The organism is Moraxella sp. CTOTU48717, from assembly GCF_032057165.1.
GTDB classification, from domain to species: Bacteria; Pseudomonadota; Gammaproteobacteria; order Pseudomonadales; family Moraxellaceae; genus Faucicola; species Faucicola tetraodonis.
The window spans coordinates 27,864-50,649 of sequence record NZ_DAMBBC010000005.1 but is presented as its reverse complement, the minus strand read 5'-3'; the positions used below and the strand labels follow the sequence as shown (position 1 = coordinate 50,649).

Sequence of the window (22,786 nt, the reverse complement as noted above, 5' to 3'; positions counted from 1 at the left end):
TCAGTGATTTTAAACCTTTTGCTGAAGCAGTAAAACATAAGACGTATTGATAAAATTGGCAGCGGGTTTCACCATAATCTTGGCATAGCCCCCCGCTTGCTCGGCTTCTACTTTTGCCACGCGCCCAACAGGAAATCCGGCAGGAATACGACCGCCAAGCCCCGATGAAATTAGCTCATCACCAATGCGTACATCCGATGCCTTAAAGATATAATCTAGCACCAAATACTGCGGATTACCTTTGCCCGATACGATGGCTTTTTGCCCGGTACGTTTGATAGTCACTGCAACGGATTGTTGGTCATCACTGATTAACACCACACGGCAGGTATCGGGATAAACATTGACGACTTGTCCAAGAATGCCGTTTTCATCAATCACCGTTTGCCCGACAATCACTCCGTCTTTGCTGCCTTTATTGATGACCACCATTTGCCGCAGTGGATTGCTATCGGTACCAATCACGTGCGACAACAGCAAATTAAACTGGTCTGGTGTGGTGGCAGATAAAATCCCTTGCAGTCGGGCATTTTGCGCAACAAGATAATCTTGCTGCTGCAACTGCGCTTTGGCATGCACCAGCTCAGCTTTTAACTGGACATTCTCACGGCGTAACGCTTCTTTTTCGGTCATAGTACTATCAAGCCAGCCTGCAAAAAAACTTGGGTAAGCCGATACTTGATAGATGGGCTGCATGGCGGCATGGGTCACGGTACGTACTGGCTGAAACCAACTGCTATTTTTACTATCCAATAACATCAGCACAATTGCCGCAAACACCACAATAAGGGTCTTGCGAATGGCGAGTGGTTGTTGGGTAAAAATAGTAAGTGACATAAGTAATATCCAAGTAAAATCCGTGGCAGTCAATACAGCAAGCGGCACAACACAGATAAGGGTAGCAAAAATCTTTTAAAAAAAGCTATCGTAAAATCATCTTGTCAATAAAGCAATAAAACCGCTATTAAAAAATAGCGGTTAACGGTAACACATCAGTTCACATCAGACAAAAATCATATTCAATGCTTTGTTATTGATAAAATCTAGCGCTTTACCACCCCCACGGCTGACACAAGTCAAGGGGTCTTCGGCTACCGTGACAGGCAAGCCTGTCTCGCGCGAAATCAGCTCATCAAGATTGCGTAATAGTGCACCACCACCGGTTAATACAATACCACGCTCTGCGATATCGGCTGATAATTCAGGCGGGGTTTGCTCAAGCGCCGCTTTGACACCTGAGATAATACCAGCAATAGGGTCGCTTAAGGCTTTTTGGATTTCGGCGGATGTCACCACAAATGATTTAGGCACCCCTTCTGCCATACTACGACCACGCACTTCCACTTCCAAGGGGTTTTCGGGATCTTCAATTGCCGTGCCTACTTCGGTTTTGATACGTTCAGCCGTGGTTTCACCAATCACACAGCCGTGGGTACGGCGGACATGAGTAATAATCGCTTCATCAAACACATCACCGCCGATACGGATGGAGTCGGCATACACGCAGCCTGATAGCGCAATCACCGCAATCTCTGTGGTACCACCCCCAATATCCACCACCATCGAACCGCTGGCTTCATGCACGGGTAACCCTGCGCCAATCGCAGCTGCCATAGGCTCTTCAAGCAATAAAGCTTTGTTTGCGCCTGCTGATTCAACCGCTTCACGAATCGCACGACGTTCTACCAAGGTTGATTTACAAGGCACACAAACAATCACGTTTGGATTGGCCAAAAAGCGTTTCACTTTCACTTTGTTGATAAAATGCTTGAGCATTTTTTGGGTCACTTCAAAATCGGCAATCACACCGTCTTTGAGTGGACGAATCGCAGTGATATTATCTGGGGTACGACCTAGCATCTGTTTGGCATCAATACCGACTGCTGCAACGGTAGGATTTTGGGTACGGTTACTACGAAGCGCAACAACCGTTGGTTCATTGAGTACCACACCTTTACCTGGGGTGAAAATTAACGTGTTGGCAGTGCCAAGGTCGATGGCGATATTACTTGATAAAAATCCGAAAAGGCTCATGTATCATTTCCCAGTGATAACAAAACTACACTGCAAGCAAAGCAGAAATTAGCGGGGTGTCTAATCGCATATCGAGTCAACGACGCATTTTTTAAAAGCGTTCATTTAAAAGCTTTTAATACCGATGTTTCTAATGCCCGTGTTTCAAAACCACCCTATTGTGCCCACTAGCAAAAAATCTGAAGCAAGCTGCTTACCGCTGCTGTATTTTACATAAAAAATAGCAAGAAACTCTTAACGCTTAACAGTTAAAAGGCTATTTTTTTATATAAAAAAGGTGACGATGATTTTAAAGAGGTTTAGGCAATAGTGACTTTAATGCGATTAATTTGCGTTTAGTAAGAATAGTGCTAGATTATAGCGGTAAAATATCGCAAAATATAGTGATTTAATCACATTCTATCTTTATTCACGAATTTTTTGTGACAAATTATTTAGGTCACATCACCCTATTTTTTCAAATTTGTTATTAAAAGTAACTAAACTTATGCAACTGTTTTTATCAGGTTTTAGCCTCTTTTATTATAGCCTGCTGCTATAATTGGCTGGTTTAAAATCGCATCGAACATTTGCCTTGTTTGTCCGTTTTATTTTTGTTTGTACTTAAGGAACTCATCATGTCGCAGACGCTTTCAACTGATGAAATTATGAACATCGCCAAACTTGCTCGACTTGGCGTGACCGCTGAGCAGGCAGATAGTTATGCCAATGACCTAAGCAAAATCCTATCGATGATGGATATTTTGGCAGAGGTCAATACTGACAATATCGCACCGCTTACCAATGTCCATGATATGACCCAGCCACTGCGTGAAGATGTTATTGGCGGTAATGGGGTCGAAGTCAATCGTGAGCTAAATCAGTCCATTGCGCCAAGTGTCGCTGATGGTTTATACCTTGTGCCACAGGTCATTGAATAAACCACAGCTCATCGAATACCTTGTCAAATTTTTGTTAATTAATTATAAGTGAAAATTATGTCTGAACTACATACGTTTTCGGTTGCCCAATTGGCAGCAGGTCTAAAAAATAAAGACTTTAGCAGTACCGAACTTACCAAGCACTTTCTCAATCGGATTGCCCAGCATGATAAAGCCATCAACAGCTTTATCACAGTCACGCCTGAACAAGCGTTAGCGCAAGCTGCCGCCGCCGATAAATTATTGGCAGAAGGCAAAGGTACAGACTTGACAGGCGTGCCACTGGCTCATAAAGATATTTTTTGTACCCAAGGCGTTTTAACCACTTGTGGCTCAAAAATGCTAGAAAATTTTGTAGCGCCTTACAACGCCACCATCGTTGAAAACTGCCTAAATGCAGGCTTAGTCATGCTTGGCAAAACCAGTATGGATGAGTTCGCGATGGGCTCGGACAATGAGTCATCTTACTTTGGCGCCGTGCACAACCCTTGGGATATCAGCCGTGTACCAGGCGGTTCATCGGGCGGTAGCGCGGCAGCGGTTGCGGCAGGTTTTGCGCCCTTTGCCACAGGCTCAGATACCGGCGGCTCGATTCGTCAACCTGCGTCATTTTGTGGTTTGACAGGGATTAAGCCAACTTACGGACGTGTCTCACGTTATGGCATGGTGGCGTATGCGTCAAGTTTTGACCAAGCTGGCAGTTTTGGTAAAACCGCAGAGGATTGTGCTTATTTGCTCAAAGTGTTGTCAGGTCATGACAGCAAAGATTCAACGTCTGCCAACAAAGATGTGCCCGATTTTGTCGCGAGTTTGACCAGCAAACGCCAAGCCAATGCCAGCCATGATAAACCGCTTCAAGGGTTACGCATCGGTATCCCAACCGAGTATTTTGCTGATGGCTTAAATAGCGAGGTTAAAGCTGGCATAGAAGCGGCATTAAAACAATACCAAGCCCTGGGTGCAAGCTTGGTGGATGTGAATTTAACCAAACCTGAAATCACCCTTGCCACTTATTATTTGCTCGCCCCAGCCGAAGCTTCATCTAACTTATCGCGTTATGATGGGGTGCGTTATGGCTACCGCTGTGATAGCCCAAAAAACTTGGAAGATTTATACACCCGCTCACGTTCTGAAGGCTTTGGTGCTGAAGTACAGCGTCGTATTTTGATGGGTACCTATGCGCTATCAGCGGGTTATTTTGATGCCTATTATGTCAAAGCGCAAAAAGTGCGCCGCCTCATCAGCCAAGATTTTGCCAAAGCCTTTGAAAGCTGTGATGTCATTGCCACCCCAACTGCGCCAACGACGGCTTATAAAATCGGTGCAAGCCTTAGCCCTGCCGAAATTTATATGGGAGATGTTTATACCATTGGCGTGAATTTAGCCGGTTTACCTTCATTAAGCCATCCGGTGGGTTTTGATGGTGACAATCTGCCTGTGGGCTTACAGCTGATTGCAAAGGCATGGGACGAAGAGACACTACTGAAAACTGCCGATGCGTATCAGCAAGTCACTAATTTTCACCAACAACTATCACCCATCGCCAAAGCCTAAGGAGCCTTGTTATGACAAACGAAAATAAACCGCAAGCGCCTTTAGTGGATGGCTATGAAGTGGTTATCGGTATCGAAATCCACTGCCAACTCAATACCAACACCAAAATTTTCTCATCGGCTTCAACGCTATTTGGGCAAGAACCCAACACCCAAGCCAATATCGTTGACCTAGCCATGCCAGGGGCGCTGCCTGTACTCAACAAAGATGTGGTAGAAAAAGCGGTGATGTTTGGGCTTGGCGTCAATGCTGAAATTGGTATGATGAATGCCTTTGACCGTAAAAATTATTTTTATCCCGATTTGCCAAAAGGCTACCAAATCAGCCAAATGGCGCACCCGATTGTCGGTACAGGCTATATCGACATCGTGGTCAATGAAGGTGAAAAAAACGAATACCCCAAACGTATTCACATTACCCGTGCTCACTTAGAAGAAGATGCGGGCAAATCGGTGCATGATGCGGTGCCACAAATGACGGGCGTGGATTTAAACCGTGCCGGTACGCCGCTGATTGAAATCGTCTCAGAGCCTGATATGCGCTCAGCTGCCGAGGCGGTTGCCTATGTCAAAGCCATTCACCAGTTGGTCACTTGGCTCGGTATTTCTGATGCCATTATGGCGGAAGGCTCATTCCGTGCCGACTGTAACGTCTCCGTACGAAAACCCGGTGCCGACTTGGGTACTCGCTGTGAGATTAAGAACCTTAACTCGTTTCGCTTTATCGAGCGCGCCATCACGGTGGAAATCGAGCGTCAAATTGACTTGATTGAAGACGGCGGCAAAGTCATACAAGCAACTCGCCTGTACGATCCCGACAAAGACGAAACGCGCTCAATGCGTACCAAAGAAGAAGCCAACGACTACCGCTATTTCCCAGACCCTGACCTTTTACCTGTGCATATTGATACCGCAACTTTTGAACAAATCAAAAACGCCATGCCAGAATTGCCAGTGGCACGTCGTGAGCGTTTTCAATCGGCGCTTGGCTTACCTGAATACGATAGCCGTATTTTAACCGCTAGCCGTTCGCTGGCTGATTACTTTGAACAGGTAGTCGCAAAAGTCGGTCATGATAACGCCAAACTGGCTGCTAACTGGATAATGGGTGACCTGCTCGGCGCGCTCAACAAAGATGAAAAAACCATTGAGCAAAGCCCGATTTCAGTCGTCCAATTTGCCAAACTGCTAGCGCGTATCAAAGACAATACGCTATCAGGCAAGCTGGCTAAGCAAGCCTTTATCGCCCTATTCGCTGGCGAAGGCGGTGACGATGAAACAGCCGTGGATAAAATCATTGCCGATAAAGGTTTAAAACAAGAAACCGATACAGGCGCGATTAAAGCGATTGTCGAAGACGTGTTGAAAAACAACCAAGCGATGGTCGATGAGTACAGGTCAGGTAAAGAAAAAGCCTTTAACGGTCTTGTCGGTCAAGTGATGAAAGCCTCCAAAGGTAAAGCCAACCCGGCTCAAGTTAATCAGCTGTTAAAAGAACTAATTGGATAAGTTGGTATTGCAAATTCTGTCATTTTTGGTAGAATAGTACACCTTTCGGGGCGTAGCGCAGTCTGGTAGCGCACTTGCATGGGGTGCAAGGGGTCGCGAGTTCGAATCCCGCCGTTCCGACCAAATTAAAAAGGCTTACGTTTTCGTAGGCCTTTTTCTTTTTTGGGTTTTTTTATACCTATTGTCACAGTATTTTTACGTGAATATGACAATAGTTTTTTTGTTTTGATAGATAATTTTTTGATAAAATTTTCTCACTATTTGGCTGTATTTATTTGACTGTATTTTCTGAAAAATCATGAGCGCGATCATTAAATCATTTCTTGATAAGTATAAACTGACAAATTTGGCTGCAGCTTTGGTATGGGTGGTTTTACCACTCACTGCGCAAGCCGATAGCGTTCATCGAGCACAAACCAACAAAGATGCGATTGTACGTTCTTGTCCCAATCGTCTATGCCCCGTGGTGCAGACCCTGCCCAAAGGCATCAAGTTTAGCTGGGTATTAGCCAAAAATGGCTTTGTGAACATTGCCGATTCTACCTTGTGGGTATCCACTGCTGACATTAAATAAGTGCTTGTATGTTTTCAAATTTTTCTTAAAAAGCCTGTCATGAATATGATGGGCTTTTTTGTTATGATAGTCTAAGCTTAATGTTGAACGAGTCAATTATGTCTTACCCAAAAATCATTATTTCAATTGAAAAACAACAGCTTACTTTATGTCTTAGTAGTAACCAATCACAAACTTACCCCATCTCTACTGCCAAAAATGGTATTGGACAACTGCAGGATACTGGCTGTACACCGCTCGGTGCGCACGTGATTAGCGAAAAATTTGGTGATAATTTACCTATCAACAGTGTATTTGTGGCACGTCAATTTACCGGCGAAATTTATGACGATCATTTGGCAACCACATTTCCCAATCGAGACTGGATTTTGACGCGGATTTTGTGGTTAGATGGCTATGAAGAGGGATTTAACAAAGGCGCCAATGAGCAAGGGGTGTGCGATACCAAGGCGCGTTACATTTACATTCATGGGACGCCCAATACTGAGCCAATGGGCATTCCGCTTTCTCATGGCTGTATCCGTATGCGCAATCAAGACATTATTGCACTGTATGACCAAGTGGATATTGGTACAGCGGTCGAAATTTTGCCTTAAATTTATCAAAGTTAACCTTAATAATATATTAGAAAAAATTAATAAATATGATTATTTGTTAAAAAAAATTACAAAATAGTTTTTATTTATTAGTATTTTAGGCATATAATAACCGTGTCACATCAATCGGCTTTAATAAGGTAGATTGATTATCAAATAACAATGAAAAGGAGCTGATTATGTCAGTTGAAACTTTACACACTATCGCAGAAACTCGCCGTTCTATCTATATGCTCAATGACCAATTGCCTGTCTCAAAAGATGAGGTAGTTAAACTGGTTGAACATGCCGTGTTACACACCCCCTCTTCATTCAACTCACAGTCAAGCCGCTTGGTAGTATTGTTTGGTGAAGACCACCAAAAACTTTGGCAAATCACCGAAGATTTGCTACGCGCTATGGTGAATGATGATGAAAAATTCAAATCAACTGCCGATAAGATGGCCATGTTTAAAGCCGGTGCAGGGACTATCTTGTATTTTGAAGACCAATCAGTGGTCAAAGGCTTACAAGAACAATTCCCACTTTATGCGCATAATTTCCCAGTATGGGCAGAACACACCAGTGCCATGCACCAATATGCGATTTGGAACGCCTTAGCCGCGCTCAACATCGGTGCAAACTTACAGCATTATAATGGCGTGATTGATGAAAAAGTGGCAGAAACATGGAACATCGATAGCAACTGGAAACTCATTGCGCAGATGGTATTTGGTGGTATCGCCGCCCCAGCAGGTGAAAAAACCTTTGAACCTATCGAAAAACGCTTAAAAGTTTACGGAAAATAATTTTCCAATACGCGTTTTGATAGGCGTTACAATAAAAGCAAAAAGCCAATATCTGACGGTATTGGCTTTTTTATATAAATTTGATTGCCAATCACTAAAAAATTGGGTCAATCAAGCTTCTTTTTCGGTAGCTGTTTGTTAGCCTTAAGCAGTAACATCAGGGCAGAGAACAAAATAATCAGCCAACTTGCCGATAAAACGCCAAACAGCATTTTGCCATAACGCGTAAATCCATATTCTTCAGGCAGGTATAAATACCCAGAATATGGCGCTTGTACCAAATCCATGGCAATGGGCGGCGTTAAATTCTCTGGGTTTGCAAAGGTGATGTTATCAAGCCAGCCATGTTCTTGCAGTGTTTTAGCCAATTGGGTAGAAGGCGCTTGTTGCAAATCACTATGTTCAATGCCGACATGCAGGCTACTTAATTTGGAATCCGTGTCATTAAAACTCATCCAATCGATTTTGGCGTGCATCGGTGTGGGGGATAAAAAATCGCCAATGCCCTTACCCCCAATCGCAGAGAACACAACGGCAAGCAATAACGTAAAGGCAATGCCTGTTTTGGGAACACTTGCGATGAGCATAGCACATACACCCGCCAACACCATCATAAATCCGATATTGGCTAAAGCAAGGTTGGCATAAACATCCAAGTAGCTACCAGCACGCTCGTTCGGAATCAACAACAGACCTACAAATATTAATACAAGCCAGCCTACTGCATGGGCAATAATGACTTTCTTGATAATGCGAGACTGCTTATCATAATTTGAAAAACAGATAAACCATAATAAGGCAAAAGCAAAGCTCAATAAAAATTCCACAAAACCGACAATATACATCATGGTTTCTGTGGTCGGTATCGAGATTAGCGGCTGAATGATGTCGTCCATGACTGATCCAACTAGTAATATAGTGATTGACTGATTGGTGCTTTCTACTCAGGAACTTTTACAGGCATCAGCCACTTTTACAGGCACTTTTATTTTATTCTCTATTATTTACATACATACAATCAAGCCAAACTATGACCAAAACTTTGGCGCATTTTTCACTGTTTTTAGACTCACCGCGCATTGCTCGCTACTGGCTTGCTCACGCCCGCTAAACCAACCCACCGCAAATAGCGCATTCGGGTCGGTTTTGGCTTTCTCAAGATAGTTAGCATGACCGACCACATTGTCATTATACTCACCGAGTACGTCTTGTGCAGGCTCTAAGTATTGCAAAAAGGCGTTGAGCTTAGTCGCTTTTTTTCCTTTTTTGCCATTGGTTTGGCTAGCAAAAAGCGGCGCAGCAAATTCACTGACATACCGCAGGCTTTTGAGGTCTTTACGGACACCATGCTGGCTGTCAGTATCAAGACTGGCAAATTTATCACTCGCCGCAGCAATCGCGGTAAATAATTTTTCTAACTTTTTGGCAACTGGGGCTTTGGCTTTTGGATTATCCGCAGGTACGGGCAAATGGGTAAAACCAATCAGCTCTAAGAGCAGAATTTGAAAATCATTGGCTCTGACGGCATCAATCGGCATGATATCGACTGCCGTTGACCACTCGACATGCGGTGCACCGACTGATTCTAGCAGGGGCTGGGTTTTTATTTGCAAGATTTCTTTATCGCGATACTCCCCTAACAGGCTAAAGGTTTGTTTGAGTACCATCAGCCAATTTGGGTCGATATAATCTTGGGCAAATTTGAAATGTTTGAGGGCAGTACGCAAACGGCGAATACCGACACGCAGTTGATGTACTAAGTTGCCATCGGGGCTGCCTTCAGCAATTGCAGAGGCGTTGGGCAAAATCTGCACTAGGCAGTTATTGACCACTGCCTGCAAAAACGCAAATTGGCTGATGCCTTTGTGTAATTGCAGCACAGCCAAATCCGCTTTGACAGGCTGGGCAAATTGCTTATTCGCGAGTAGCAGACTACCCCGCTGGGCTTTGGTAACGGTTGATAAATATAATTTGTATTTCTTACACCAAGTTTTAGCCACCTCAATCAAATCACTTGGGTCACCTTCAAGGAGTTCAAATTCAATTTCATGAATATCCGATTGGGTTAACCCATGATTATTGGCGGATTTTCGTGAGGTTAGGCGACCTATGCCAACTTTGCCGATATCATAAGCGATTTCGATGCGGCTGTTGTTTTTCTTAATTTGGCGAGAAATGCGCTGCACATCGGTAAAATATTGCACAGTTAAGGCTTGAGCAAGCTGGTCGAGCGGCATGATGCTAGTCAGCTGCGCTACGACTGTTGGCTCTGTAATCAGTGAAACATCGGGCACAAGGCTACTAACATCAAGGGTATCTGGCGTACTCGTCAGGCTTAGCACCGTATTGAGCTCAACGCGTTTGGCAACGCCATCACCCGCTGTTTTGAGGGTTTGTACCCACTGGCTGTCTTCAAAGCGGATACGCAGGGCAATGCCTTTTTTGGCAAGGTCTTGATTGGGGGTATCAAAATAATACGCCGATAGCCGCTGTTGCCGCGCAGTTTTGGTGTCGATGTTTTTTCTTAAGACGCTTTGTTGATAGCTTGGGACAGCAAACTTGAGTTCTAGTTCGTGCATGATGGTGTCGATTAACCTATATAGCTAACGGATAAAACACCATCATAGCACAACTTTGCTTTTTAAAAATAACCACTTGGCTCATTTGTTAGTGGTAAAATTTTAAAGCATTTAAAGAATGCCCTATGATAAGTGATGACCAGTTATGCAATCACATCCAAACCTTCTTCTTTGAGCGATGTAAAGTCAGGTATTGATATAAAAAAAATCCATTTTAAGCTATCATAACCGCAAAATTTTGATGAATTTTGTAATAAATATTTACACTGACCCTCGATTAAATAGGTTTTTTAATAAATGTCAAACGCTACCGCTGACCAAACTCCGTCTTCGCAACTCACCAAAAACCCAAGCAAAAAAATCAAACCCACCGCGCGGGTGCGTAAACGTTTGCAAGACGCCCCACCCGTTACCCTAACAGTGACCAACCTTGCCCATGACGGAAGGGGCGTGGCAACTTACGGTGACCAACCCGACCATCACCTTGATAAACATGGCAAAAAAGTATTCGTCAGCTTTGCGCTACCCAACGAGACCGTGAGCGTCAAAATCACAGGCTCACGTAAAAGTATGGAAGAAGGTGACGCGCTTGAAGTGTTGGCAAACCCAAACCCTCAACGCACGACCCCACCTTGCCCGCATTTCGGGGTGTGTGGTGGCTGTAGCTTACAGCACTGGCAACCCGATGGGCAGATTCAATTTAAGCAATCGGTACTGGCAGAGCTGCTCGAACACCAAGCCCATATCCAGCCTGAAAACTGGCTTCCCCCATTGGTTGCTGACCGTTTGGGCTACCGCACCAAGGCACGTATGGGCGTGCGCTATGTTGAGAAAAAAGGCACAGCATTGGTCGGTTTTCGTGAGCGCGCCAGTAATTTTTTGGCAAATTTAAATGAATGCCATATACTTGACCCGCGTGTCGGCTTTGAAATTGAGAACTTAAAAGCGCTTATTAGCTCGCTTGACGCCCGTGACCATATTCCACAGCTTGAATTAGCGATGGGTGAAACGCTTGATGATGTTATCGATAGCAAAAAATCAATTGCCGTTATTGTCCGTCATATGGTGGCTTTAGGTGAGCATGATATCGCAAAACTGCAAGCTTTTTTTGCCGAGCGTAACTGGCAGTTATTCTTACAGCCCAAAGGTAGCGACACGGTACATCGTATTGACCCATTGTATGAAAATACTGCCCATGCGCGCCCATCAAGCCTGACCGTGCCACCGACGGGCGGTTTGTTTTATCGGTTGCCAGAGTCTGATGTGACGTTTGAATTCTCACCACTGGATTTTACCCAAGTCAATTTGTCAGTCAATCGTAAAATGACCAAGCTGGCAATTGATTTGTTAGATTTGAAGCCAGGCGAGCGAGTGCTTGATTTATTTTGCGGTTTGGGCAATTTTAGTCTGCCACTGGCACGTCAAGTGGGTGAAACTGGCTTTGTGATTGGGGTGGAAGGTAGCAGTGAGATGACACAGCGCGCCAAAATGAATGCCTCCGCCAACGGCTTGCACCATACCGACTTTTTTGCCCAAGATTTAACCAAAGATTTCTCGAGTGAGCCTTGGGTTGGGCAAGTCGATGCACTGCTGATTGACCCACCTCGCTCAGGTGCCTTAGAAGTGATGCAGTATCTGGATAAATTCAATGCCAAACGCATTGTGTATGTGTCGTGCAATCCGATTACGCTTGCCCGCGATACCGCCGTGCTGCTTGACAAAGGCTACAAGCTCACCCACGCGGGCGTGATGGATATGTTCCCGCACACAGGGCATGTGGAAAGTATTGCAAGATTTGAGAAACGCTAAAATTTGGCTTTATTCATACAATTTAAATAGCGTACGTTGACTTTGTCAGCGTACCATTTGGTATTGTAGTCACGGCTAAGCTTTGCCCCAGAGATGACCACTTGTGGCATGATGGCGGTAGGTGCATTTTTGCCAGTTTTCATTTTGTAAAGACTACCGATGGTGCGATAGGTTTCGGTATTTTCAAAATCTTGGCTTTTTTCTTTTGCCAAGTCCATGCGCACTTGTCGCTCCGTCAGGCTAATCATGCCTTGTTGTATCATTGATATCAGCGCCTGCTCACTTTGGCTGATATTGGCACTGATTTTATTGCCTTTTTCATAAATCAATAAATCCCCGTCATAGTCTATTTCGGCTTTGGATAACTCGTGCAGCATTTTTTGGAAAGCCGCATTACGGCTTGAATACATCCCTGAGTTGTAGTCAGCGAAGCGATAAATCGGGTCTTGATAATTGGCTTTATACAGTAGTAAGCGATGGATACCATAGTACAATCCGCCATATTGGCTATATAGGTCTTTACGCAGTTCAAGGTTATTGCCACTCATCCGGCGATGGTCACGCGCATAACTTACTTGCACCTGCATTGAGCCTAACGTGGTAATCGGGTCTAATTTTTCTTCGATATCCCCACCCACCAATTTGGTAACGCTGTTCAGTTTGCTGGCATAATATTTGCTTGAAAAATACGCAAACATCTGATGATAAATGTCGTCAAGTTCTTCTTCGGTTTTGACTTTAGCGATTTGTTTTTCAAAGCTGTTGTCAGGCGTGGGCTCAGTTTTTAGCATGGTGCGAAAATACGGGGCTAGCGTTGAGCCCAATTTTTCTTCCAACTCCTCATTCATCGCTTTTAGGCTTGATTGCCCCAAATTCGCGACGGGCGGATTGGCTTTAAAATTGGACTCTTGGTCAATAATGGCAACAGCGGTACAAATATTTTGCGCGTTTTTTTCTATTTTTAGGGTATCAAAAATTTGGTTGATGTCTTGTGCCCAGCTTTTGCTATCTTGTCCACGTTTGGGAATCAGTTTGGCAATTTGTTTGGCACCAATGGGCGAGTTAGCGTCGGTTTGGGTTTGAAAATAATCACACCCTGTCAATCCAAGCGATAAAGTCAGCGTTATCGCCAACATTGACAGGGTTTTACCAAAGTTTGCAAGGCTTTTTGAGCGGGTCATGGTAAAATCTGACGCTATAGTAGTCGCATTTGTAACAAAATGAGATGGTAATTTCATTAAACTCACCTATACTGAACAAGATAGTTTTATCCTAGTTTGGATTGAAGTTCGGGCAAATCACTGATTGGGCAGTTGACTGACACTAACTTGAGTGATACAAAAATTTTATCGACGGGTTGACTTGCAATTGTTTGCTAATAGACACATCTTAATAAAATTAACACATGAGTAAGCGTAATAAAGTTAGTGTTAAATGGCTAAACATGGGCACCCCAAAACGGTTATGATATATAAAACGGTTAAGATATATAAAGTGACTATGGCATTTACTTTATTTTAACGTTTAACATTTATTTTAAGGGTTAACACGCCCAAAACCAACGCACTATCATAGCTAAAACGCGCTGCTATAGCGACTACTCTGTCATATTTTATTATTGCTAGCGCAGTATCAAATCAAACTTAATCACACAAAAACTCACAGGGAAAGTGAGTTGATAATTTTAAATGAACAAGGTTAGTTTTTTTGCTCTTTGAGGAAATCTGGTAAGTAAGGTGTAGAATTGACATGGTAAAAATACGAGAAAGTTTGCCGCTATTGGATGGAAAAGACGTTGATCATGATAGTACCACGATGATTGCGAGTATCACTGCCAGCCAGCGTCATTTCACCCATACTGACTTGCCCATTCTCTCTGAGCCTGCCAGCCACATCATCGATGAGCATACCATTGATACCGAAGCTTGGCTGGCATCGATGGCAAAACGCGCTCATCTCACTGAGCTGCCTGAGCTGACCAAAGCCTGTCAACTACTCAAAAATCAAGATTTAAGTACCGAAAGCAACCGCTCTAATGCGTTTTTGACTGGGATTGGGATTGCCGATATTTTGGGTTATCTGTACCAAGATGAAGCCACGCTCGTTGCTGCGATGTTATATCGTGCCGCGCGTATCCAAATTTTTACCCCCAAACAAATCCAAGCCACCTTTGGCGATGAAGTCGCAGAGCTGGTGCAAGAAACCCTAGCGCTGGGGCGACTGTCTGATTTGATAGAAAACAACAAGCGCTTAGAAGACCACTTTAATAACAACCAGCGCGAGCAGTTATCAGGCATTTATAACATGCTCATCTCGATGACCAACGATGTGCGCGTGGTGCTAATCAAATTAGCTGAGCGTACTTTTGCGATGCGAGAGCTGTCGTATGCTAGTCCTGAGCGTCAGCAACGGGTCGCGCGTGAGGTCATGACAATCTACGCGCCGCTAGCGCATCGTATGGGTATTGCACAGCTTAAATGGGAGCTTGAGGACTTATCGTTTCGTTATCTTGCGCCTGACCGCTACAAAGAAATCGCCAAATTACTCTCTGAAAAACGTAGCGAGCGCGAAACCTATATCGACCGTGTTGCCCAACAACTGCGTGAGGCGTTAGCTGCCCAAGGGATTGACGGGGAAATCACCGGTCGTGTCAAACACATCTACTCGATTTATCGTAAGATGAAACTCAAATCACTGTCGTTTGACCAGTTATATGACATCCGCGCACTGCGGGTACTGGTGCATAACAATGCCGATTGTTATCACGTATTGGGGCTGGTGCATGGTTTGTGGCGCTATATTCCCGAACAGTTTGATGACTATATCACCAACCCAAAAACCAATGGCTATCGCTCGCTACATACCGCGGTGATTGCTGAGAACAAATCGCTTGAAGTACAAATTCGTACCTTTGACATGCACTATGAAGCTGAACTTGGCATGTGTGCACACGTCAACTATAAAGAAGGCACCAAAAACAAAAAAGACGACTATCTAACCAAAAAAATCAGCTCACTGCGTCAGTTATTGCTCAATCAAGAAAATGCTGACAATCATGACCCCTTAAAATTTGTACTAGATAAACATGTTGAGCATGAGCATGGCGAGCTCGATGAAGAAGAACAAGTCGTTGATTTTGGGGAATTTGAGCGGATTTATGTGTTTAGTCGTGATGGCGATATCATCGAATTACCCAAAGGCTCAACCGTGCTCGATTTTGCCTATCATGTGCATACCCATGTCGGCAATCGCGCCCAAGCCGCTCGCGTTAACAAACGCTATGTGCCGCTGACCTATCAGCTCAAAACAGGCGAGCAAGTTGAGATTATTACCAAGCAATCACGCGAACCAAACCGTGATTGGCTAGTGGCATCCTTAGGTTATATCAATACCAGTCGCGCTCGCAGCAAACTGCGCCAATGGTTTAATAAGCAAGACCGTGATAAAAATATCGAAACAGGTAAGCACATATTAACCAAAGAATTGGCGCGCATGTCGGTACACCCTAACAGTATCGATTTAAATGATTACGTCAAATTTTTTAATGCCAAAAATAGTGATGATATTTTGGTAGGGCTAGTCAATGGCAACGTTGAATTGCATAATTTGACCGGTCATATCAGTCGTCATCTAGATTTAGAACCCGAAGTCACTGATACTGAGCTTATCCCCAGTATTCACCCCAAAGCCACAGGCAAGCTGGATGCATATAAAATCGAAGTCGATGGCTTGGATAACATCGCTATTCACTTGGCAAATTGCTGCTCGCCTGTGCAAGGTGAGCCAATTGCGGGTTATATCACCCAGTCCAATGGCGTATCCGTCCACCGCAGTGATTGCGTTGAATACGAGCGATTAGTGGAGCGTGAGCCTGAACGCGCCATTAGTGCCGCTTGGTATGGCAATAAAGGCAAAAGCCAATTGGTACAAATATACCTTGAATCGTATGATAGGCGTGGCTTGCTCAAAGATCTTACCCAAATCATCGACCAAGAAAATGTCAATATCCGCCAAGTCGACACCCTAAGCGGGGATGATGATATCGCGCGGTTGAATTTTACCATAGAAGTGACGGGGTTAAGTCAGTTGTCTAAGCTGCTCGCAAAACTAGAGCAGCAACATGGTATTATTTTGGCGCGTCGTATCGTCAATAACAACAAGTCTTAATGCTTTAAATAGGAGTCACACGGCACATGCCAGAATTGCCCGAAGTGCAGACGACAGCGACGAGTCTGCAACCTTTGCTCAATCAAACCGTTGAAAAAGTCAGCGTCTTTCAGCCCAAATTGCGCTGGGCGGTGCCTGATGACTTGGTGAGTTTGGTAGATTATCAACTTATCGACATTGAGCGCCGAGCCAAATATCTGATTCTCACCTTTAAAGGCGCCGCGGCGCAAAAAAAACTGCTCATCCACTTGGGGATGTCGGGTAGCTTACAGCAGCATCCTGTGGGGTTTGACAAGCGTAAACACGATCACGTGATTTTGACATTTAATAATGGTAAAAAACTCACCCAACTGCATTATCATGATCCACGGCGGTTTGGCATGTTACTGTGGCTGGATGACTATGAAGACAAGCTGATTACGCATTTGGGGGTGGAGCCGTTGTCAGACGATTTTAGCGCTGACTATCTATATCACCATATCCACAATCGCAAAAAACCGATTGAGCGCCCCATCAAATCGGTGATTATGGCGCAAGAGATTGTGGTCGGTGTGGGCAATATCTATGCAACCGAAAGCCTATTTTTATCAAAAATTCATCCGTTGACCCCTGCTCATCTTATCAGCCACGAACAGCTCATCACCTTGGTCGCCCATATTCGACAAGTCCTACAAACATCGATTGAAAAAGGCGGCTCAACGTTAAAAGATTTTACCGTAGCGGATGGAAAAACGGGATATTTTCAGCAGACGTTACTGGTGTATGGGCATAAAGGCGGTGATTGTCCGAGCTGTGGCACTACCATCGAAAATGTCAAAATCAATCAGCGTGCCAGCACGTTCTGTCCCACTTGCCAGCCGCTGATAACCCACAAAAAAACAGTGAAAAACCCCCTCAAAAAACTGCTTAAGAAATAACCGCTCTCCATTAACGTAAAAAAACCTGCGGCAAAGACAATTTTACTTGATAATTCTTGGCAAAATTGATGTAATGTTCCTGAACTATTCAGCAACAACCTAGCAAAACTTGTTAGGTACAACCTGTCAGTCAACCCCAGTTATTTGGTTATCTAGTTGCCTAATTATTTATTTATTCATTGATTTAGTTAGTTAGCTAGTTACCTCGTTAATGGGGGCTTGCTGCCAGTTAGGAACCTGCTATGAAACTATTAAATACGATTGCGTCAGCCGTAGCCTTGATGGTTGCAACGACGACTTGCAGCTTTGCCGCTACCGAAATTGATGAAAAAGATTTTGGTCCAACCTATGGTTCCATGGTCGCTGATACCATTGTGGGTAAGCCATTGGGCGCATTGGCAGTGGTGGGCGGCGTGGTGACAGCGATTGCCAGTATGCCATTTACCATCTATAACGATGAAATCGATCAGGTAGAACGCAAGCTGATTCTTGAGCCACTGGCGGCACTCGATCGCTGCTTGGGCTGTACCCCTGCTGAAGACCAATATTTTCGCTCACAGCGCCCTAATAATAACCAAGTGCGCGTTACCGTTGATGGACCTTCTGAGATTTTAATCAACACCAACCAAAAAGTTGTTGTGAAAACCCCTTAGTTTTTTCGTCAACGATTCAAGCAAGCAATTAGCCGCCGCTGATTGCTTTTTTTATGACTGTTATGTTCATGATAACTTTTTTGCACCGATAAATTGTTTGCTATAGTCGGTTTTAAACGAGTCTTATCATCATTTGTCAACATTTGGCTGAGTACTCGTATAAAAAGCGCTCGTATAAGCTTGTATAAAAAGTTGATTACCAAGGAAGATAACCGTCATGTCGAACCTAAATCTAAAAACACCGTCAGCCTTAGCCTCACACCCTACCCAGGAAACCATTCAAATAGCCACCAAACACCCTGCCACACTGGCGGCGACTGTGTTTCGTCCCGATACGGTTAAAGCAGCAGTGATGATTGCGCCCGCAACAGGTATCAAACGGCAGTTTTATCAAAATTTTGCACAGTATTTAATGGAGCATGGCTATGGCGTCATCAGCTATGACAATGAAGATATTGGCGAGTCGATGCAAGGTGACCTCAAGCACTCTAATGCATCATTGATTAGCTGGGGACGCTACGATATGACTGCGGTGCTTGATAGGCTGATTCAAGAGTTTCCCAATACCAGCTATCATCTGGTCGGTCATAGCGCAGGCGGTCAATTATTTGGTTTGATGCCCAATCATCACAAGTTCACATCCGTGTTTAACGTTGCCTGTTCGTCTGGGCAAATCCGCAATATGGCGATGCCGTATCGTGCCAAAGCCATGTGGTTTATGGATGTATTTATTCCCGTGTCCAATGTGTTGTTTGGCTATACCCAATCAAGCAAAATTGGCATGGGCGAAGATTTGCCCAAAAATGTCGCCAAACAGTGGCGAGATTGGTGCAATGGCGCAGGCTATATCAAAACCGCTTTTGGTAAAACAGTGAAAACCCACTATTACAATGAGGTTAACTTGCCTGCTATGTGGGTGAATGCGCCCGATGATGATATCGCCAATGATAAGAATGTCGCCGATATGATTCGGGTGTTTCCCAACATGCAAGCCACCACCCGAACGCTACAACCCAAAGATTATGGCTTACAGCATATCGGTCATATGAAATTTTTTAGCCGACAAAACCAGCTACTTTGGCAGCAAACCCTTGATTGGTTGCACCAACATGGGTAATTAACAAAGTTAGCTTGTTAAATTCCCACGCGGTTAAAACGGCACGGGGCTTTCCCATTCCATCCACACACCCGTATTGGGATGCTTTAAACGCAATTTGCGTGCATGCAAGCAAAGCCTAGGCGATAAATCAAACGCTTGACCGTCCAATACATCTTGCGCGTAGATGGGGTCGCCAAGCATCACATGTCCGATATGGAGCATATGGACGCGTAGTTGATGACTGCGCCCTGTGACAGGATACAAGGCGACACGGCTAACTGCCTTACCCTCACGCAGTTCGTGGTGCAAGGTTTCATATTTCGTATAGGCGCGTTTATCCCAATTCATATCGACGATATGCTTGGGTTTTTGTGGTGGGTCGTAGCGCACCGGCACATCGATTTCGCCTTGCTGTGGCGGCGTTCCCCAGACCAGCGCTTGGTATTCTTTGCTCGGAATACGCTCGATAAATTGTTTGCTGATATGGCTTTGCGCCTCGCTATGACGCGCAAAAATAATAATGCCTGAGGTGTCCATATCAAGTCTGTGAATAAGTTTGACGTTGGGGTCGGCTTTGAGCAGGCGCGATTGTAGGCTGACTTTTAACGCTTTACCATCGACGGATAACAGCCCGTGCGGTTTGTCGATTACCCAAATGTCGTCATCACGATAGAGGGTGACAGACTGAGCAAAAGCATCAAAAAAGTGTTGCGGCTGCTGACTTTCTTCAAGATTACGCTGTGCAATAGATTCTGGGGTTAACGCTTGGGGGAGTTGTCGCATGGGTGGTTTTTATTCTCTAAAATCTATTTGATTGAAAATTGATAGTCTTTAAATCACTATTTGCGCTCTGACCTTTGGCAAACTTCACCAAAGGCAACCGTCCAAACGCAATTAAAAATCCTTTGGCAAATTTTTTATGTGCAACCGTTATACTTTCGCCATTTCGCTAAACACTTCTTTTGCCGCTTGCAAGGTCGCATCCAAGTCTTCTTGCGAATGCTCACTACTTATAAATGCTGCCTCAAAGGCGGATGGCGCAAGATACACACCGCGATCGAGCATACCGTGGAAGAATGTCGCAAATTTTTGCGCATCGCATTGGCACACCTCTTCAAAGTTTTGTGGCAATGTATCGCTATCAGTAAAAAACATCCCAAACATACCGCCACAGCGCGTGGTTTTAAAGCCAATACCCGCATCCTTCGCCAACTGTTCAAGATTATCAGTCAAGTAAACGACTTTTTCACTTAATGCGTCATAAAAACACTCAGCCGTGAGCAAATCAAACATGGCAATACCGGCACGCATCGCCAGTGGATTGCCCGATAAGGTGCCTGCTTGATACACGCCGCCTAACGGCGCGATACACTCCATAATCTCACGTTTACCACCAAACGCCCCAACTGGCAGACCTGCACCGATGATTTTACCAAACGTAGTCAAGTCTGGTGTGATACCAAAATGGGCTTGCGCTGACTGTAAGCCAACCCTAAACCCAGTCATCACTTCATCGAAAATTAGCACGGCGCCATGCGCGGTACACTCGGCACGCAAAGTATCGTGAAATTGTTGCGTGGGTACAATCATGTTCATGTTGCCGGCGATAGGCTCGACAATCACACAAGCGATGTCATTGCCAAATTGCGCAAAGCAGTCCTTAATGGCTTGTGGGTCGTTGTAACGAATCGTGATAGTATGTTTGGCAAAATCGGCAGGGACGCCTTTTGAGCTGGGTTCACCGATATCTAGCATGCCCGAACCCGCTTTGACCAGTAGACTGTCGCTATGACCATGATAACAGCCTTCAAATTTGACAATTTTGTCGCGCCCTGTATAGCCACGTGCTAGCCGAATGGCGGACATGGTGGCTTCAGTGCCTGAGCTGGTCATACGGATTAATTCAACACTGGGAATCAATTCACAGATTTTGTCCGCCACCGTGGTCTCAAACGTGGTGGGCGCACCAAAGCTTAACCCATCATCTGCCGCATTTTTGACCGCTTCGATAATATGGGGGTGCGCATGACCCAAAATCATCGGTCCCCATGAGCCCACATAATCTATGTAGGGTTTGCCTTCGGTATCATACATTTTGCTGCCACGGGCACGGCTGATAAAGACAGGTGTACCCCCCACGCCTGCAAATGCCCGCACAGGTGAATTCACCCCACCAGGGATATGGGCTTTGGCTTGTCTAAACAGTAATTGGTTGGTTGTCGAGTTGTTTGAGTTATTTGAATTCATGGGGCCCTCAGCTGAATAAATTTTTGCCTATTTTAACAAAATTCGGGGGTATTGAATACGCTTGCCGTCTATCTTGAATTTGGCTGGCTTGACTTTGGCTGACGAAAAATAGGCGATTGTCGATAAAAAAATATGGTTTTGGCTTGTTTGATATGTCCCCACCTTTTGGCAGCAATGTTTTGGTAGCAATGGTAGCGATCTACTTGCTGCTATCTTTATATTTAAAAACCCCAATGCCATGCACTGGGGTTGTTGTGTTGTGATGTTTATTGCATCAGTTTGCTGAGCAATTATTTGTGGTGATTGAATGAGATATTTGGTACTGCCAATTCGTTATATTCGCCTTTTTCATATAAAGCCCCTGCACGACCCACAATCAATGGGTCAACTGTCCCCACCACTTTCGGGTCCTTATTGTCGTAAGGTAGTTTGCTTAATACATAGCGCATCGCATTCAAACGCGCGCGTTTTTTATCGGTTGACTTGATGACAATCCAAGGCGATTCTGCACTGTCGGTGTTAAAGAACATGGTTTCTTTGGCAAGGGTGTAATCATCCCATTTGTCAAGTGACGCTTTATCAATGGGTGAGAGTTTCCATTGTTTGAGCGGATGGGCTTCACGCTCGGCAAAACGGCGACGCTGCTCTTCACGACTGACTGAGAACCAAAATTTGATTAAATGAATACCTGAGCTAATCAGATGTTTTTCAAACTCTGGGACTTGGCGCATAAAGTCATTGTATTGGTCTTCGGTACAAAAACCCATGACACGCTCGACGCCAGCACGGTTATACCATGAACGGTCAAATAGCACGATTTCGCCCTTGGTCGGTAGATGCTGGACATAACGCTGGAAGTACCATTGACCCGCTTCTTGCTCGGTGGGTTTTTCAAGGGCAACGACTTTGGCACCGCGCGGATTTAAGTGTTCCATAAAGCGTTTGATGGTACCGCCTTTACCTGCGGCATCACGACCTTCAAAGATGATGACGATTTTTTGCCCGCTATCTTTGACCCATTTTTGCAGTTTTAATAGTTCAACTTGTAGCTCGTATTTTTGGGCTTCATAGTTTTTGCGTGACATACGGTTTTTGTAGGGATAACCGCCTTCACGCCAGTTGTCAGCCAATTCGTCGTCTTTGTTGATTTTGCTTTGCACGCTAGTGGTTTGGCTGCCAAATAGTTTTTTGACTTCGTTGATTTCATCGTTGGACATACCATTGATCAGCGCTTGCAAGTGCTCTGCCATTTTCTCGACATCGCCTGTAGTTAGGTCTTGATTCATGATGCTCTCGATGGCGCGTTTTTTGGCATTGGCTTTTTCACTCACCCCTGCTTGC

At 44.7% G+C, this 22,786-nt stretch carries 19 protein-coding genes and 1 tRNA gene; 12 read left to right on the top strand and 8 right to left on the bottom strand.

Going from position 1 to position 22,786, the window contains the following annotated elements; all coding sequences use genetic code 11:
* Positions 1–9 precede the first annotated feature (9 nt).
* Positions 10–837, bottom strand: a complete 828-nt coding sequence (mreC, locus tag RT084_RS04460; RefSeq protein ID WP_036598406.1) for a rod shape-determining protein MreC — start codon at positions 835–837, stop codon at positions 10–12.
* Positions 838–1,002: 165 nt separating this feature from the next.
* Positions 1,003–2,034 carry a rod shape-determining protein gene (locus RT084_RS04455; protein WP_239743124.1) on the bottom strand — a complete coding sequence of 344 codons (1,032 nt, stop codon included), beginning with the start codon at positions 2,032–2,034 and terminating at the stop codon, positions 1,003–1,005.
* A 617-nt stretch (positions 2,035–2,651) separates the two neighbouring features.
* On the opposite strand from RT084_RS04455, the gene gatC reads away from it, so the two are divergent.
* The 7 genes from gatC (at position 2,652) to RT084_RS04420 (ending at position 7,974) form a co-directional block, all read left to right on the top strand.
* On the top strand, positions 2,652–2,954 hold the full coding sequence (gatC, locus tag RT084_RS04450; RefSeq protein ID WP_060995645.1) for an Asp-tRNA(Asn)/Glu-tRNA(Gln) amidotransferase subunit GatC: 303 nt from the start codon (positions 2,652–2,654) through the stop codon (positions 2,952–2,954).
* Between the two features lie 57 nt (positions 2,955–3,011).
* On the top strand, positions 3,012–4,508 hold the full coding sequence (gene gatA, locus RT084_RS04445) for an Asp-tRNA(Asn)/Glu-tRNA(Gln) amidotransferase subunit GatA (protein ID WP_312385155.1): 1,497 nt from the start codon (positions 3,012–3,014) through the stop codon (positions 4,506–4,508).
* An 11-nt stretch (positions 4,509–4,519) separates the two neighbouring features.
* The gene (gene gatB, locus RT084_RS04440) at positions 4,520–6,016 is read left to right on the top strand and encodes an Asp-tRNA(Asn)/Glu-tRNA(Gln) amidotransferase subunit GatB (protein WP_312385157.1); all 1,497 of its coding nucleotides are present in this window, start codon (positions 4,520–4,522) and stop codon (positions 6,014–6,016) included.
* Between the two features lie 46 nt (positions 6,017–6,062).
* A tRNA-Pro gene (locus RT084_RS04435) sits at positions 6,063–6,139 on the top strand.
* Positions 6,140–6,314: 175 nt separating this feature from the next.
* Positions 6,315–6,590 carry a hypothetical protein gene (locus RT084_RS04430; protein ID WP_312385159.1) on the top strand — a complete coding sequence of 92 codons (276 nt, stop codon included), beginning with the start codon at positions 6,315–6,317 and terminating at the stop codon, positions 6,588–6,590.
* A gap of 98 nt (positions 6,591–6,688) precedes the next feature.
* Positions 6,689–7,186, top strand: coding sequence for a L,D-transpeptidase family protein (locus RT084_RS04425; RefSeq protein WP_312385161.1), 498 nt, complete (start codon positions 6,689–6,691; stop codon positions 7,184–7,186).
* Between the two features lie 179 nt (positions 7,187–7,365).
* Positions 7,366–7,974, top strand: coding sequence for a nitroreductase family protein (locus RT084_RS04420; RefSeq protein WP_159375223.1), 609 nt, complete (start codon positions 7,366–7,368; stop codon positions 7,972–7,974).
* A 107-nt stretch (positions 7,975–8,081) separates the two neighbouring features.
* Here the strand turns inward: RT084_RS04420 and RT084_RS04415 are convergent, their stop codons facing one another.
* Positions 8,082–8,870, bottom strand: coding sequence for a hypothetical protein (locus RT084_RS04415; protein ID WP_313097726.1), 789 nt, complete (start codon positions 8,868–8,870; stop codon positions 8,082–8,084).
* Between the two features lie 132 nt (positions 8,871–9,002).
* A complete protein-coding gene (locus RT084_RS04410) occupies positions 9,003–10,553 on the bottom strand; it encodes a CYTH and CHAD domain-containing protein (RefSeq protein ID WP_312385164.1) in 1,551 nt (516 codons plus the stop codon).
* Between the two features lie 297 nt (positions 10,554–10,850).
* On the opposite strand from RT084_RS04410, the gene rlmD reads away from it, so the two are divergent.
* Entirely contained in the window at positions 10,851–12,362 is a 1,512-nt protein-coding gene (rlmD, locus tag RT084_RS04405) for a 23S rRNA (uracil(1939)-C(5))-methyltransferase RlmD (RefSeq protein WP_312385165.1), read from the top strand.
* Here rlmD and RT084_RS04400 read toward each other — a convergent pair.
* Positions 12,359–13,543 carry a DUF1615 family protein gene (locus tag RT084_RS04400; protein ID WP_312385224.1) on the bottom strand — a complete coding sequence of 395 codons (1,185 nt, stop codon included), beginning with the start codon at positions 13,541–13,543 and terminating at the stop codon, positions 12,359–12,361. The two genes, rlmD and RT084_RS04400, sit on opposite strands and share 4 nt — an antisense overlap.
* Before the next feature lie 568 nt (positions 13,544–14,111).
* Between RT084_RS04400 and RT084_RS04395 the strand changes: the two genes are divergently transcribed.
* The 4 genes from RT084_RS04395 to RT084_RS04380 all read left to right on the top strand — a co-directional run bounded on the left by RT084_RS04395 (position 14,112) and on the right by RT084_RS04380 (position 19,216).
* Positions 14,112–16,529, top strand: a complete 2,418-nt coding sequence (locus tag RT084_RS04395; RefSeq protein WP_313097722.1) for a RelA/SpoT family protein — start codon at positions 14,112–14,114, stop codon at positions 16,527–16,529.
* Between the two features lie 26 nt (positions 16,530–16,555).
* Positions 16,556–17,446, top strand: a complete 891-nt coding sequence (gene mutM, locus RT084_RS04390) for a bifunctional DNA-formamidopyrimidine glycosylase/DNA-(apurinic or apyrimidinic site) lyase (protein WP_313097720.1) — start codon at positions 16,556–16,558, stop codon at positions 17,444–17,446.
* A gap of 242 nt (positions 17,447–17,688) precedes the next feature.
* Positions 17,689–18,099: a hypothetical protein gene (locus RT084_RS04385; RefSeq protein ID WP_065262556.1), complete on the top strand. Its 411-nt coding sequence runs from the start codon at positions 17,689–17,691 to the stop codon at positions 18,097–18,099.
* 217 nt (positions 18,100–18,316) lie between these two features.
* Positions 18,317–19,216: an alpha/beta hydrolase family protein gene (locus RT084_RS04380; protein ID WP_313097719.1), complete on the top strand. Its 900-nt coding sequence runs from the start codon at positions 18,317–18,319 to the stop codon at positions 19,214–19,216.
* 33 nt (positions 19,217–19,249) lie between these two features.
* Here the strand turns inward: RT084_RS04380 and RT084_RS04375 are convergent, their stop codons facing one another.
* From RT084_RS04375 to ppk2, 3 genes are all read right to left on the bottom strand, one after another.
* Positions 19,250–19,981, bottom strand: coding sequence for an RluA family pseudouridine synthase (locus RT084_RS04375; protein ID WP_309596549.1), 732 nt, complete (start codon positions 19,979–19,981; stop codon positions 19,250–19,252).
* Positions 19,982–20,128: 147 nt separating this feature from the next.
* Complete coding sequence (gene hemL / locus RT084_RS04370; RefSeq protein WP_313097718.1) at positions 20,129–21,445, bottom strand: glutamate-1-semialdehyde 2,1-aminomutase; 1,317 nt, start codon at positions 21,443–21,445, stop codon at positions 20,129–20,131.
* A gap of 290 nt (positions 21,446–21,735) precedes the next feature.
* On the bottom strand, positions 21,736–22,662 hold the full coding sequence (gene ppk2 / locus RT084_RS04365; RefSeq protein WP_409519524.1) for a polyphosphate kinase 2: 927 nt from the start codon (positions 22,660–22,662) through the stop codon (positions 21,736–21,738).
* Positions 22,663–22,786 lie beyond the last annotated feature (124 nt).